Here is a 14,015-nt window from a genome sequence, read left to right as displayed (position 1 = left end):
GAGGGTTCCCGATCCGTGATCACGGGGCACCGCCGGCCGGGGCTCAGCCGACGACCAGGCCGCCGATCCACACCGCGACCGTCACCAGCCCGGCCGCGAGCTCGATGAGGATGCTCCAGCCGACGGCGGTCAGTGCCTCTCGTGCCGAGCGCCAGGCGGTGGCGGCGTCGGGCAGGCGGGCCAGCTCGGCCAGCCACACCCCGAGCACGAACCCGAGGAACAGCCCGACGACGGGCACGACGAAGAAGCCGACGACCCCCAGCACGAGCCCCGCGGACAGGGTGCGGGTCGGGACCCCGGCGGCCTTGAGCCGGCGCCCGGGGAGCAGGTACTTCGCGACCTGACCGGCGACGGTGACGAGCACCGCGATGCCGAGCACCCACCAGCCGGCCGCGTCGCCGCGCGGGACCGCCCAGACCGCCACCCCACCGACGATCAGCAGCGGCCCGGGCAGCACCGGCAGCACGATCCCGGCCAGGCCGACGAGCATCATCAGGCCGGCGACGACGGCGAGGGCGGTCATGGCGCCCAGCCTGCCAGCAGGTCACACGCGTCGAGCGGACGAACCCGCGGTGACGGCCGGCTGTCATCATCACGAATGGGTAAACGCTGTGAGCCGGGTCTACCGATTTCTGGTACTGGCGTGCCAGCCTCGATGTCACCCGAAACAGTGACACCCGCTCACCTGCGGTCGTCCCACCACCCGCGCGTGCCGGTCACCACCACCGCACCGCGGACGAACAGAGAAGAGCAGCGTGCTCCGGTACCTCCTGCGCAGGGGCGCCGGGTGGCTCGCGATGATCGTCGTCGCGACCAACCTGGTCTACTTCCTCGCGAACTCGTTCCTCGACCCCCGGGTCAACTACCTGCAGCTGCGGCCGCCGCGCACCGACGCGGAGATCGCCCGTTCGCTGGGCCAGTACAACCTGGACTCGAACGTCCCGGTCCTGGAGCGGTGGTGGATCTGGGTCACCGGGATCGTGACCCGCTGGGACTGGGGCACCAGCCCGATCGGCGACCCGGTGAACGCGCAGGTGGCGTTCCGCGTCGTGGTGTCCGGGCAGCTGGTGTTCTTCTCGCTGCTGCTGTCGATCGTGATCGGGGTGGCGCTCGGGGTCTACTCGGCCCAGCGCCAGTACCGGCTCGGTGACCGCGCCGCCCAGCTGACCTCGGTGTTCACCCTGAACATCCCGTCGGCGGTCGCGGCGCTGGCGGTCGTGTTCGTCGCCATCGCGATCAACCAGGGTGTCGGCGGGACCCTGTTCTACGTCGCGGGGTCCGAGTCGCCCGGGGTCACCGGGTTCTGGCCGCTGCTCCTCGACCGGGCCCAGCACCTGGTGCTGCCGACGATCTCGCTGCTGATCATCTCCTACGCGGGCTACCACCTGCTGCAGCGCTCGATGCTGCTCGACGTGGTCAACTCCGACTACGTGCGGACCGCCCGGGCCAAGGGACTGACCCGCAGGCAGGCCATCCGCCGCCACGGGCTGCGCAGCTCGATGATCCCGGTCGCCACCCAGGTGGCGTTCGCGATCCCGGCGCTGTTCACCGGCGCGGTGATCACCGAGAAGACCTTCGCCTGGCAGGGCATGGGCGACTACTTCATCCGCACCATCTCGACCAACGACATCCACGGCGTCGTCGCGACGGCGGCGTTCGGCGCGGTGACGACGGCGGTCGGCGCCATGCTCGCCGACGTCGCGGTCGTCGCCCTCGACCCGAGGGTGCGGGTGGGCTGACATGAGCCTGAACATGCCCGAGCTCGCCCCCACGGTCGGCGACGGCGCCGACGGCGGCCCCGGGGTCACCGCGCCCCGCCGTCGCCGGGGCGCCCGCGCCGCACTGGTCTGGCGCCGCTACCGGCGCAACCGGCCCGCGATGGCCGGCCTGGTCGTCTTCGGACTGCTGGTGCTGTTCTCCCTGGTCGGCGGGTTCCTCTCCCCCTACGGCCACACCGACGTCGACTTCGCGGCGCTGACCGCGGCGCCGTCGCTGGACCACCCGCTGGGCACCACCGCCGGCGGCAACGACGTCTACGCCCAGGCCGTGCACGGCCTGCAGCGGTCGCTGACCATCGCCGTCACGGTCTCGCTGCTGACCACCCTGATCGCCGCGGTGGTCGGGGCGGGCGCGGCCTACCTGGGCGGCGGGCGGACGTGGGCGCGGCGCGGCGAGCGCGCCCTGCTCACCGTCGTCCACTTCCTGATGGTGGTGCCGTCGTTCCTGATCCTGGCGCTGGCCTCGCAGTGGGGGTCGGGCGACTACCGGATCCTGATCGTCGCGCTGACCCTGCTGGGCTGGATGACCACCGCCCGCGTGGTCTGGACGGTCGCGACGACGCTGCGCGAGCGCGAGTACGTCTCGGCCGCCCGCTTCATGGGCGTGTCCGGGCCGGGGATCGTGTTCCGCCACCTCATCCCGAACATCGGCTCGCTGCTCATCGTCACCTTCACCCTGAACGTGGCGGGCACCGTGCAGAGCGAGACGGCGCTGTCGTTCATCGGGTTCGGCGTGCAGATCCCCGACGTCTCGCTGGGCACCATGCTCGCCGACGGCGGCTCCTCGATGGCGACCGCGCCGTGGATCTTCATCGTGCCGTCGGTGCTGCTGGTGCTGCTGACGGCGTCGCTCGCGTTCGTCGGCGACGGCCTGCGCGACGCCCTCGACCCGACGTCCCGTGCGGGAGGCAGGGCATGAGCACCCCCGTGCTGTCCGTGCGCGACCTGACCGTCGCGTTCCCCTCCGAGGCCGGCCGGGTGGAGGCCGTCCGCGGTGTCGGCTTCGACCTGCTGCCCGGGCGCACGCTCGGCATCGTCGGCGAGTCCGGGTCCGGCAAGTCGGTGACCTCGCTGGCCGTGATGGGGCTGCTGCCCGAGACGGCGTCGGTGACGGGCTCGATCACCCTGTCCGGCCGCGAGCTGGTCGGGCTCTCCGACGAGGCGATGTCCGGGATCCGCGGCGACGACATCGGGATGATCTTCCAGGACCCGCTGTCCTCGCTCACCCCGATCTTCACCGTCGGCGACCAGCTCGTCGAGGCGATGCAGATCCACCGCGACATCGGCCGGGCGAAGGCCCGCGAGCGTGCGGTCGAGCTGCTCGACCTGGTCGGCATCCCCGACCCCCGGCGACGCGTGCGCGCCTTCCCGCACGAGTTCTCCGGCGGCATGCGCCAGCGCGTCATGATCGCGATGGCGATCGCGAACGACCCGACCGTGATCATCGCCGACGAGCCGACGACCGCCCTGGACGTCACCGTGCAGGCGCAGATCCTCGACGTGCTGAAGGTGGCGCGCGACGAGACCGGCGCGGCCGTCGTCATGATCACCCACGATCTGGGTGTGGTCGCGGGCGTCGCCGACGACGTGCTCGTCATGTACGCCGGGCGCCCGGTCGAGACCGCCCCGGTGGACGAGCTGTTCGCCGCACCGCGGATGCCGTACACGATCGGCCTGCTGGGCGCGGTCCCCCGCGTCGACAGCGTCGAGCGACGCCCGCTGGTCCCGGTGCCCGGCAACCCGCCCGCACCGACCGACCTGCCGCCGGGCTGCCCGTTCGCGCCGCGCTGCCCGGTCGCCGTCGACGCCTGCCGCACCGCGGAGCCCCCGCTGGTGCCGGTCCCGGGCCGCGACGGCCACGCCGCCGCCTGCGTGCGGACCGGCGAGATCGTCGACGGCGCGATCGGTGGCGAGCCGGTGTTCGCCGTCCCCGACCTTCCCCTCGGCGACGACCGTGCCGGCGACCGCGAGGACCGTCCCGCCGTGCTGTCGGTGAGCCACCTGCGCAGGACGTTCCCGCTGATGAAGGGGTCCCTGGTGCGGCGCCGGGTCGGGACGGTGCACGCCGTCGCCGACGTCGACCTCGACATCCGCCGCGGCGAGACCCTCGGTCTGGTCGGCGAGTCCGGCTGCGGCAAGACGACCACGCTGCTGGAGATCATGAACCTGCTCCCGCCGGAGGGCGGGACGATCGAGGTCGCGGGCACCGACGTCGCGACGCTGCGCGGCCGCGCCGACGTCGCGGCGCTGCGCCGGGAGATCCAGATCGTCTTCCAGGACCCGATGGGGGCGCTCGACCCGCGCATGACGGTCGGCGACATCCTCACCGAGCCGCTGCGGGCGGCCGGCTGGACCGACCGGGGCCGGATCGCCACCCGGGTCGACGAGCTCATGGCGCTGGTCGGTCTGGACCCGGAGCACGTGGACCGGTTCCCGGCGGCGTTCTCCGGCGGGCAGCGCCAGCGCATCGGGATCGCCCGCGCGCTGGCGACGAAGCCGTCGCTGCTGGTGCTCGACGAGCCGGTGTCCGCCCTCGACGTCTCGGTGCAGGCGGGGGTGCTGAACCTGCTCACCGCGTTGCAGCGCGAGCTGGGGCTGAGCTACCTGTTCGTCGCGCACGACCTGTCGGTGGTGCGGCACGTCGCGGACCGGGTCGCGGTCATGTACCTGGGCCGGATCGTGGAGTCCGGCGCGGTCGCCGACGTGTTCGGCAACCCGCAGCACCCCTACACGCAGGCGCTGCTGTCGGCGATCCCGGTGCCGGACCCGCAGGTGGAGCGCACCCGGCAGCGGGTGGTGCTCTCCGGGGACCTGCCCAGCCCGACCGACGACGCGCCGGGCTGCGCGTTCCTGGGCCGCTGCCCGCTGGCCCGGACGCTGTCCGAGCACGAGCGGTCCCGCTGCGCCGGTGAGACCCCCGCGCTGACGGTGAAGGACGGCGCCAGCGACGCCGACTCCGACCACCGCAACGCCTGCCACTTCCGCTGAACCACCTCCCACCCCGACACCGGGGAACCGAACGAAGGAGAGACATGCGCAGACCGATCCGACGCGGGGCGATGACCGCCGCCGTCGCGGCGCTGGCCCTGGTGCTGGCGGGCTGTGGCGGGGGTGGCTCCGGCGGGCCCGCGCAGACCGGCGAGTCGCTGTCCACGACGCCGTCGTACAACGCCCAGCCGTACGAGAACGTCAAGGACGGCGGGCAGGTCACCCTGCCGTTCCGGTCCGACCTGAACCCGCAGTTCAACTACTTCCAGGGCGACTCCACCACCGACACCCGGTTGTCCTGGACCTTCTACAACCCCGTGGTCATCTCCTTCACCCCGACCGGTGATCCGGTGGTCAACCCGGACTACGTGACGAAGGCCGAGCCGGTCGACAACGGCGGGAAGACCACCGTCACCTACACGATCAACCCCAAGGCCGTGTTCAACGACGGCACGCCGATCGACTGGCGGGCGTTCGAGTCCACCTGGAAGGCGAACAACGGGAAGGACACCGCGTTCATCCCGAGCTCGACCGACGGCTACGACCGGATCGCCTCGGTCACCCGCGGCGCGGACGACAGGCAGGCCGTCGTCGCGTTCACCGGCCCGAACCCGTGGTGGCCGAGCCTGTTCAACTATCTCGTGCACCCGAAGGCCGCCACTCCGGACGCCTTCAACAAGGGCTACCTGAACAACCCACACCCCGAGTGGGGCGCCGGCCCGTACACCGTGGCGGACTACGACAAGCAGAACGCCACCATCAGCTTCGAGCGCAACCCGAAGTGGTGGGGCAAGAAGGGCAAGCTGGACCGCATCACCCTGGTGCAGATGGAGCAGCAGGCGAAGATCAACGCCTTCCGCAACGGCCAGCTCGATGCCACCGAGGCCGAGACCGCGGACTTTCTCGCCCAGGCCCGGTCCGTGCCGGACGCCGACATCCGCATCTCCGGCACCCCGGCGAACTACCTGCTGATGCTGAACAGCACCACCCCGGTCCTGAAGGACCCCGTGGTCCGCAAGGCGATCTTCGACTCGGTCGACCGCCAGCAGATCGCGAAGATCACCTTCCAGGGTCTGGACTACACCGAGACCCCGAGCGGATCGCTGACGCTGCAGCCCTACCAGAAGGGCTACGAGGACAACCTCGCGAACGCCGTGACCTTCGATCCGGAGGCCGTGAAGCGGGACCTGGACTCGGCGGGCTGGGCCGCAGGTCCGGACGGGATCCGCGCCAAGGGCGGGCAGAAGCTGACCTTCTCCTACGTCCAGACCGGTGACACCCCGACCAAGCGGGCCACCTCGGGCGCGCTGGTGGCGATGCTGAAGAACGTCGGCATCGACATGCAGGTCCGCGTCGTCCCGGCGACCGACTTCTCCAAGATCCTGGCGAACAAGGAGTTCGACATGGTCTTCCTCGGGTTCAAGTCCACCGACCCGTACGGCGTGGCCTACATCTGCCAGCAGTACTGCTCGGACTCGCAGCTGAACCGCTCCGGGACCGGCAGCAAGGAGCTCGACGCCGAGCTCCGTAAGGTCAACACCCTGCCCACCGCCGACGAGCAGTACGCCGCCGCCAACGTGGCGGAGAAGAAGGCGCTCGCCACCTACGGCGTGCTGCCGGTCTACTCCGGCCCGAGCATCTGGGCGACCAAGCCCGGTCTCGCGAACTGGGGTTCGGCGCTGTACGCGTTCCCGCCGCTGCCCGAGACCCTCGGCTGGCAGAACGGTTCCTGACCGGCCGCCCCCGGACAGGCGCGGAGCCCCGGACCCGTACGGGTCCGGGGCTCCGTCCGTCTCGACGGCCCGAGGCCGGTGCGCCCCGGGGCCCGGAGCGTCTCGCCTCAGGCCAGGTCGCGCAGCGCGGCCGGCAGGTCGTCGAGCTCCGCGTAGGGCCCCACGACCGCCGCCGTCAGCGGCTGGGCCAGCAGGTCCGCCGCCAGCGCCGCGACCTCGCCCGGGGTGACCGCGTCGATGCGGGCCAGGCTGTCGGCCAGCGACCGCTGCCGCCCGTGGTCCAGCTCGGCGCGGCCGAGCCGGTTCATCCGCGACGCGGTGTCCTCGCAGCCCAGCACCAGTCCCCCGCGCAGGGCGCCCCGGGCGCGGACGACCTCGGCCTCGGTCAGGCCGTCGGCCGCGACCTCGGCGAGCACGTCCCGCACCACGGCGACGACCTCGCCCAGCCGCTCCGGGGCGCACCCGGCGTACACCGACAGCGCGCCGGCGTCGGCGTAGCGGACGGTCGAGGAGTAGACCTGGTAGGCCAGCCCGCGCTGCTCGCGGACCTGCTGGAACAGCCGCGACGACAGTCCCCCGCCGAGGGCGGAGTTCAGCACCGCCAGCACTGGCAGCCCGCGTCCGGCGCGGCCCGCGGTGGGCACGCCGAGCATCATGTGGGCCTGCTCGGAGTCGTCGTCGAGCAGGCCGAGGGCGCCGGTGCGCACGGGGCGGGCCCCGGTCGCCGTCCGCGGCGGCACCGGGCGGGCGCCGCGGTGTCCCTGCGTCGCCCGGTCCAGCGCGGCGGCGACGAGCTCCGCGACGTGGTCGTGCTCCAGGTTCCCGGCCGCAGCCACGACCATCCGCGGCGCCGTGTACTCCCCGCGCCAGAAGCTGTGCAGGGTGTCGCGGCTCATCGCCCGGATCGAGTCCTCGGAGCCGATCACCGGGCGCCCGAGCGGGTGGTCGCCGAACAGGGTCTCGTCGAACAGGTCGCCGAGCAGGTCCTCCGGGTCGTCGTCGCGCATCGAGATCTCCTCGAGCACGACGCCCCGTTCCAGCTCGACGTCGGTGTGCGCCAGCTCGGCGTCGGTGACGACGTCGGCCAGCACGTCCACCGCCAGCGCCACGTCGGTGTCGAGGACGTGGGCGTAGTAGCAGGTGTGCTCCTTGGCGGTGAACGCGTTCAGCTCACCGCCGACGGCGTCCATCTCCTCGGCGATGCCCGCCGCGGTGCGCCGCCGGGTGCCCTTGAAGAGCAGGTGTTCCAGGAAGTGCGCGGCCCCCGCCTGCTCGGGCGTCTCGTCGACCGAGCCGATCCCGATCCAGATGCCCAGCGCGACCGAGCGGACGCCCGGCACCGTCTCGGTGACGAGCCGGACCCCGCCGGGCAGGTCGCTGCGGCGGACCGTGTCGGTGGTGTCGTCGGCGGTGGCCACGGGCGGCGGGGACACGCGGGCGGCGGCCCGGGAGGAGTCCCGGGCCGCCGTCGCGTGGTCGTTCTCAGATGCCAACAGTTCAGCTCGGGTTGGCGGCCTCGGCCGGGGCCTCGGCGTCGACGGCACCCTCGGCGGGCGCCTCCGTGGCCGCGGACTCCTCGACCACCGGGACCAGCGAGATCTTGCCGCGGTTGTCGATGTCGGTGACCTCGACGCGCAGCTTGTCGCCGACCTTGACGACGTCCTCGACCTTGCTGATCCGCTTCCCGTTGCCGAGCTTCGAGATGTGGACCAGGCCGTCCTTGCCGGGGACCAGCGAGACGAAGGCACCGAACGCGGCGGCCTTGACCACCGTGCCCAGGAACCGCTCGCCGACCTTCGGCAGCTGCGGGTTGGCGATCGCGTTGATCATGCCGATCGCCTCCTCCGCGGAGGGGCCGTCGTTCGCACCGACGTAGATCGTGCCGTCGTCCTCGATCGAGATGTCGGCGCCGGTCTTCTCGGTGATCGAGTTGATCATCTTGCCCTTCGGGCCGATGACCTCGCCGATCTTGTCGACCGGGACCTTCACCGCGGTGACCCGCGGCGCGTACTTGCTCATCTCGTCCGGGCCGTCGATGGCCTCGCCGATCACCTCGAGGATGGTCAGGCGGGCGTCCTTGGCCTGGTTCAGCGCGGCGGCGAGCACCTCGGACGGGATGCCGTCCAGCTTGGTGTCCAGCTGCAGCGCCGTGACGAACTCCTTGGTGCCGGCGACCTTGAAGTCCATGTCGCCGAACGCGTCCTCGGCACCGAGGATGTCGGTCAGCGCGACGTAGCGCGTCTGGCCGTCGACCTCGTCGGACACCAGGCCCATCGCGATGCCCGCGACCGGCGCCTTCAGCGGCACACCGGCGTTGAGCAGCGACATCGTGGACGCGCAGACCGAGCCCATCGAGGTCGAGCCGTTCGAGCCCAGGGCCTCGGAGACCTGCCGGATCGCGTAGGGGAACTCCTCGCGGGTCGGCAGGACCGGGATCAGGGCCCGCTCGGCGAGCGCGCCGTGGCCGATCTCGCGGCGCTTCGGCGAGCCGACGCGGCCGGTCTCACCGGTCGAGTACGGCGGGAAGTTGTAGTGGTGCAGGTAGCGCTTGCGCGTCTCCGGCCCCAGCTGGTCGATCTGCTGCTCCATGCGGAGCATGTTCAGCGTGGTGACGCCCATGATCTGGGTCTCGCCACGCTCGAACAGCGCCGAGCCGTGCGCCCGCGGGACGACCTCGACCTCGGCCGACAGCGGCCGGATGTCGGTCAGGCCACGGCCGTCGATCCGGACCTGGTCGGTCAGGATGCGGCGGCGGACCAGCTTCTTGTTCAGCGAGCGGAACGCGTTGCCGAGCTCGGACTCGCGGCCGACGAAGCGCTCGCCGAGCTTGTCCAGCACCGACGCCTTGATCTCGTCGGTCCGGGTCTCGCGCTCCTGCTTGCCGGCGATGGTCAGCGCCTGCGCCAGCTCCTGCTCGACGGCCTCGGAGACCGCCTCGAAGGCGTCCGGCTGGTAGGCCGGGAACACCGGGTAGTCGGCGGTCGGCTTGGCCGCGACGTCGGCCAGCTGCTGCTGGGCGACGCACAGGCTGCGGATGAACGGCTTGGCCGCCTCCAGCCCGTCCGCGACGACGCCCTCGGTCGGGGCGGTGGCCCCACCGGCGACGAGGTCGATGGTGTTCTCGGTGGCCTCGGCCTCGACCATCATGATCGCGACGTCGTCACCGACGATGCGGCCCGCGACGACCATGTCGAACGCGGCGCGGTCGAGCTGGTCGTGGGTCGGGAAGGCGACCCACTGGGTGTCGGTGCCCGCCTCGTTCGCGATGAGCGCGACGCGGACGCCGCCGACCGGGCCGGAGAACGGCAGGCCGGCGAGCTGGGTGGACGCCGACGCGGCGTTGATCGCCACGACGTCGTAGGGGTCCTTCGGGTCGAGCGACATGACCGTCACGACGACCTGGATCTCGTTGCGCAGGCCGTCCACGAAGGACGGGCGCAGCGGGCGGTCGATGAGGCGGCAGGTCAGGATCGCGTCGGTGCCCGGGCGGCCCTCGCGGCGGAAGAACGAGCCGGGGATCCGGCCCGCGGCGTACATCCGCTCCTCGACGTCCACCGTGAGCGGGAAGAAGTCGAACTGATCCTTCGGCCGCTTCGAGGCGGTCGTGGCGGACAGCAGCATGGTCTCGTCGTCGAGGTACGCGACGACGGACCCGGCGGCCTGGCGGGCGAGCCGGCCGGTCTCGAACCGGACGGTGCGGGTGCCGTAGGTGCCGTTGTCGATGACGGCGGTGCTCTCGTGCACGCCGTCCTCGGAGATGACGTCAGTCATACGGGGGTGTTCTCCTCGTCGTTGGGAGTGGTCTTCGTCTACCCCCACCACCGTGGCGCCGGCTCGATCCCCTGCTGGGCCGGTCTTCGATCGAAGCCCCCGGCCGCGCGTCGCGCTCCGGAGGCCACTACCGAGGACCGGCGGATGTCCGGTCGCCCGAGTGGCGGGCTCTGTTCAGTTGTGTCGCTCGGTGTTACGGAACGACCCGGCACCGGGATCCGGTGCCGGGTCGGCCGGGCGGGTCAGCGGCGCAGACCCAGCTTCTCGATCAGCGCGCGGTAGCGGGCGACGTCCACCTCGCGCAGGTACTTGAGCAGCCGGCGACGACGACCGACCAGCAGCAGCAGGCCGCGCCGGCTGTGGTGGTCGTGCTTGTGCTGCTTCAGGTGCTCGGTCAGGCCGACGATGCGCTGCGTCAGCAGCGCGACCTGGGCCTCGGGGGACCCGGTGTCGGTGGCGTGGGTGCCGTACTGCTCGAGCGTGCTCTTCTTCTCGGCGGTGGTCAGTGCCACTGCTCAACTCCTTCATCCTTGAGACGGTCCGTGGGGCCATGACGTCCGACGAAACCCGGATGAACCGGTGGGACGGCAGGAAGTCGGTCTCGGCCGCCACGGACTGCAGCCGGACCCGGTGTGAAACGGTACCAGCGACGGGTGCGCCGACCGCCGCCGACCCGCGTCACCCCGGTGTGTGGTCCGGTGTGCCGGGGCACAGCGGGACCCGGTGGACCACGGTGTAGCGCGCACCGGGGTCGCTGCGCACGAGCACCGCCTCCCCCGGTGTCCACCAGGGGCCCGCGGCGATGCCGTCGCCGGCCACGGTCGCGTCGCCGCGGCGCCGGTCCCACCGCGCCAGGGTGACGTGCGGACGGTACGGCCGCGGCCCCGTCGCACCGGCCCGGGCGGCCAGGCCGGGGAGGACGGGTCCCCCGCTCTCCTCGACCCCGGCCCACAGCACACCGGGGAAGGTGCCCGTCCCGGCGATCCGCAGCCGCGGCGCGACGGCGCGGGCCAGGGCGTCGTCCAGGGCCGAGGCGCGGGTGTCCGGGTCGTCGTCGCCGTGGAAGCACAGCGTCACGTGCCAGGTCGACGGGTCGGTCGGGCGCGCGCCGTCCGGGAGCCGGGGCGGGACCTCGTCGAGCGCGCGGGTCAGCGCCGCCACCGCCTCCGGTGGCGGCCACAGCGCGGTGAACAGCCGCATCCGCACAGCCTGTCAGCGCCGTCCGGCGGCGGCACGGCGCAGCACCTCCGCGATCTCCGGGAACGCCGGGGCCAGCTCGGCCGCCGCCGCGACGAGCCGGGCCGGCGCGCTCACCCCGCGCAGCGCGTCCTCCGCGGTCGGCTCGGCGGGGGCCCGTCGCGGCTGCGGCACCGCCTGCCCGGTGGCGGGGGTCTGCTCGGCGCAGCGGCAGCCGCCGGTGGGGCCCCACGGCGTCGGCTCCTGGCGGACCCGGGCCAGCAGCACGTCGCGCTCGGCGTCGGGCACCGGGCCGTGCGCGAGCCGCCGGTCCAGCGCGGTCATCCGGCCCAGCACCGCCGGGTCCCCGATCTTGACCCGGCGCCCGCCCGCCAGCTGGGACAGCATCGCCGGGCTCAGCCCGACCGCGGCGGCGAGGCGGGCCTGGGTGATGCCGAGACCGGTCGTGAGCCGGCGGATGCGCTCGTCGAGGGGCTCGCCGTAGATCGCGCTCTGGCGGTCGCGGTTGCGCGCGATCTCCTGCGCCACCGGGTCCGCGGTGCGGGGGTCGTCCATGCCGGACAGCGTCGGCGACCACGCGGTGCGGGCGTGGACGTTCGACCCCGGCAGGGGGTTTTCACCTAACCCGGCGCCCCGTCGGGTCCGGTCGCGTCGCCGGCCGCGGTGAGGATCTCGCGGCAGGTCGCGACGTCGCGGCCCATCTGCGCGACGAGCGCCTCGATGCCGTCGTAGTGCTCCTGGCCGCGCAGCCGCTCGACGAACTCGACGCCGACCTCGTGGCCGTAGAAGTTCTCGTCGACGTCGAGCACGTAGACCTCGACGGTGCGCACCCGCCCGGAGAACGTGGGGTTGGTCCCCACCGAGACGGCGCCCATCAGGCGGCGGTCGCCGATACGGAACCAGCCCGCGTAGACGCCGTCGGCGGGGATCGCCGTGTGCGGTGGGCTGGCGACGTTCGCCGTCGGATAGCCCAGGTCACGGCCACGCTTGTGCCCGTGCACGATCACGCCGTCCACCCGGTGCCAGCGGCCCAGCGCGTGCGCGGCGTCGCGGACGGCCCCGGCGTCGATGCAGGACCGGATGTAGGTGGAGGAGAAGGTCACGTCGTGGTCGGAGACCAGGTCGAGGGCCTCGCAGGCGAACCCGAAGCGACGGCCCAGCTCGGCGAGGGTCCCGACGTCGCCCTCTGCCCGGTGGCCGAAGGTGAAGTTGCTGCCCACGACGACGACGGCCGCGTGCAGCCGGTCCACCAGCACCTCGTGCGCGAACCCGGCGGGCGCCATCCGGGACAGCGCCTCGGTGAACGGGATGACGCAGAAGACGTCCGCGCCCGCCTCGGCCACGAGCTCCGCCCGCCGGTCGAGTGTGGACAGCCGCGCCGGGTGGGTGCCGGGCCGGATCAGCTCGGCCGGGTGCGGGTCGAACGTCACGACCACGGCGGGCAGGCCACGCTCGTGCGCCCGTTCCACCGCGCGGGCGATCAGCTGCCGGTGTCCCCGGTGCACCCCGTCGAACACGCCGACGGTGACGACGCACCGGCCCCAGCCGGGCGGAACCGCCTCCAGACCACGCCACCGCTGCACGGCCGCGAGCCTAGGCGAACCGGGTGGGATCCCGCGCAGCGGGCGACCGCGGCCGGCCCGGGGGGTCAGCCGGCCGGGGCGAGCACGACGACCGGGCGGGCGGCGGCGCCGCGGTCGGCCATCAGGGCCAGCGCGGCGCCGTCCGGGGCGAACACGCCGTAGGTGCCCTCGATCCCGGCCGCGGGCAGCGACTTGCCGAACCGCACGTCGGTGGCGGCGGAGGCGTCGAGGTCGACGCGCGGGAACGCCGTCGCGACGGCCGCGGCGAGGTCCAGCGACAGGCCCGGGTCGTCGGCGAGCTGCTCGACGGTGCGCGCGTGCTCCAGGGTGAACGGTCCGACCCGGGTGCGTCGCAGCGCGGTCAGGTGCCCGGCGGAGCCCAGCGCCGTGCCGAGGTCGCGGGCGAGCGCGCGGACGTAGGTGCCCGAGGAGCAGTCGACGGCGACGTCCAGGTCGCACCACGGCCCCTCGCGGCGCACCGCGAGCAGCTCGAAGGCCGAGACGGTGACCGGGCGGGCCGGGATCTCGACGGTCTCGCCGTCGCGGACCCGCTGGTAGGCGCGCTTGCCGTCGATCTTGACCGCGGACACCGCGCTGGGGACCTGCATGATCGGCCCCGTCAGCGCGGCCATCGCGGCCCGGACGGCGGCGTCGTCGGCCACGACCGGGACGGGCTCGCCGACGGGCGTGCCCTCGGCGTCGTCGGTGTCGGTGGCCTGCCCGAGACGCACGGTCGCGGTGTAGGCCTTGGTGTCGAGCGACAGGTGCCCGAGCAGCTTGGTGGCCCGCTCGATGCCGACGACGAGCACCCCGGTCGCCATCGGGTCGAGTGTCCCGGCGTGGCCGACCTTGCGGGTGCCCATGATCCGGCGGAGCTTCCCGACGACGTCGTGGCTGGTCGGGCCCCGGTCCTTGTCGACGATCACGAGTCCGGGCGGCGGGGGCGGGTTGCGTGCGGGCACGCC

Annotated in this window: 12 protein-coding genes; 4 read left to right on the top strand and 8 right to left on the bottom strand. The window is 73.0% G+C overall.

Annotated features, from left to right (window positions below):
- Nucleotides 1-43: 43 nt before the first annotated feature.
- Complete coding sequence (locus tag KPL57_RS41060; RefSeq protein ID WP_226355818.1) at nt 44-523, bottom strand: DUF456 domain-containing protein; 480 nt, start codon at nt 521-523, stop codon at nt 44-46.
- 232 nt (nt 524-755) lie between these two features.
- On the opposite strand from KPL57_RS41060, the gene KPL57_RS41055 reads away from it, so the two are divergent.
- Genes KPL57_RS41055 through KPL57_RS41040 form a run of 4 tightly spaced genes read left to right on the top strand, consistent with a single transcriptional unit; the run spans nt 756 to nt 6,499 of the window.
- A complete protein-coding gene (locus KPL57_RS41055; RefSeq protein WP_100880023.1) occupies nt 756-1,739 on the top strand; it encodes an ABC transporter permease in 984 nt (327 codons plus the stop codon).
- A gap of 1 nt (nt 1,740) precedes the next feature.
- The gene (locus tag KPL57_RS41050) at nt 1,741-2,697 is read left to right on the top strand and encodes an ABC transporter permease (RefSeq protein ID WP_226355817.1); all 957 of its coding nucleotides are present in this window, start codon (nt 1,741-1,743) and stop codon (nt 2,695-2,697) included.
- Nucleotides 2,694-4,766: an ABC transporter ATP-binding protein gene (locus KPL57_RS41045; RefSeq protein ID WP_226355816.1), complete on the top strand. Its 2,073-nt coding sequence runs from the start codon at nt 2,694-2,696 to the stop codon at nt 4,764-4,766. The genes KPL57_RS41050 and KPL57_RS41045 overlap by 4 nt, the downstream gene beginning before the upstream one ends.
- Nucleotides 4,767-4,810: 44 nt before the next feature.
- Nucleotides 4,811-6,499: an ABC transporter family substrate-binding protein gene (locus KPL57_RS41040; RefSeq protein WP_226355815.1), complete on the top strand. Its 1,689-nt coding sequence runs from the start codon at nt 4,811-4,813 to the stop codon at nt 6,497-6,499.
- 107 nt (nt 6,500-6,606) lie between these two features.
- Here the strand turns inward: KPL57_RS41040 and KPL57_RS41035 are convergent, their stop codons facing one another.
- From KPL57_RS41035 to truB, 7 genes are all read right to left on the bottom strand, one after another.
- Nucleotides 6,607-7,917 (bottom strand): pitrilysin family protein, encoded by a 1,311-nt coding sequence (locus KPL57_RS41035; protein ID WP_226356683.1) that lies wholly within the window; start codon nt 7,915-7,917, stop codon nt 6,607-6,609.
- A 79-nt stretch (nt 7,918-7,996) separates the two neighbouring features.
- Entirely contained in the window at nt 7,997-10,270 is a 2,274-nt protein-coding gene (locus KPL57_RS41030) for a polyribonucleotide nucleotidyltransferase (RefSeq protein ID WP_226355814.1), read from the bottom strand.
- A 242-nt stretch (nt 10,271-10,512) separates the two neighbouring features.
- Entirely contained in the window at nt 10,513-10,782 is a 270-nt protein-coding gene (gene rpsO / locus KPL57_RS41025; RefSeq protein ID WP_020621572.1) for a 30S ribosomal protein S15, read from the bottom strand.
- Between the two features lie 166 nt (nt 10,783-10,948).
- Nucleotides 10,949-11,470 carry a 2'-5' RNA ligase family protein gene (locus KPL57_RS41020; protein WP_226355813.1) on the bottom strand — a complete coding sequence of 174 codons (522 nt, stop codon included), beginning with the start codon at nt 11,468-11,470 and terminating at the stop codon, nt 10,949-10,951.
- A gap of 12 nt (nt 11,471-11,482) precedes the next feature.
- A complete protein-coding gene (locus KPL57_RS41015) occupies nt 11,483-12,022 on the bottom strand; it encodes a helix-turn-helix domain-containing protein (RefSeq protein WP_226355812.1) in 540 nt (179 codons plus the stop codon).
- A 65-nt stretch (nt 12,023-12,087) separates the two neighbouring features.
- The gene (locus KPL57_RS41010) at nt 12,088-13,050 is read right to left on the bottom strand and encodes a bifunctional riboflavin kinase/FAD synthetase (RefSeq protein WP_100880018.1); all 963 of its coding nucleotides are present in this window, start codon (nt 13,048-13,050) and stop codon (nt 12,088-12,090) included.
- 65 nt (nt 13,051-13,115) lie between these two features.
- Nucleotides 13,116-14,012, bottom strand: coding sequence for a tRNA pseudouridine(55) synthase TruB (truB, locus tag KPL57_RS41005; RefSeq protein ID WP_226355811.1), 897 nt, complete (start codon nt 14,010-14,012; stop codon nt 13,116-13,118).
- Nucleotides 14,013-14,015: the final 3 nt, after the last annotated feature.

The sequence above is a fragment of the Pseudonocardia sp. ICBG601 genome, from assembly GCF_020496245.1.
This window is presented reverse-complemented; position numbering and strand designations above follow the sequence as displayed.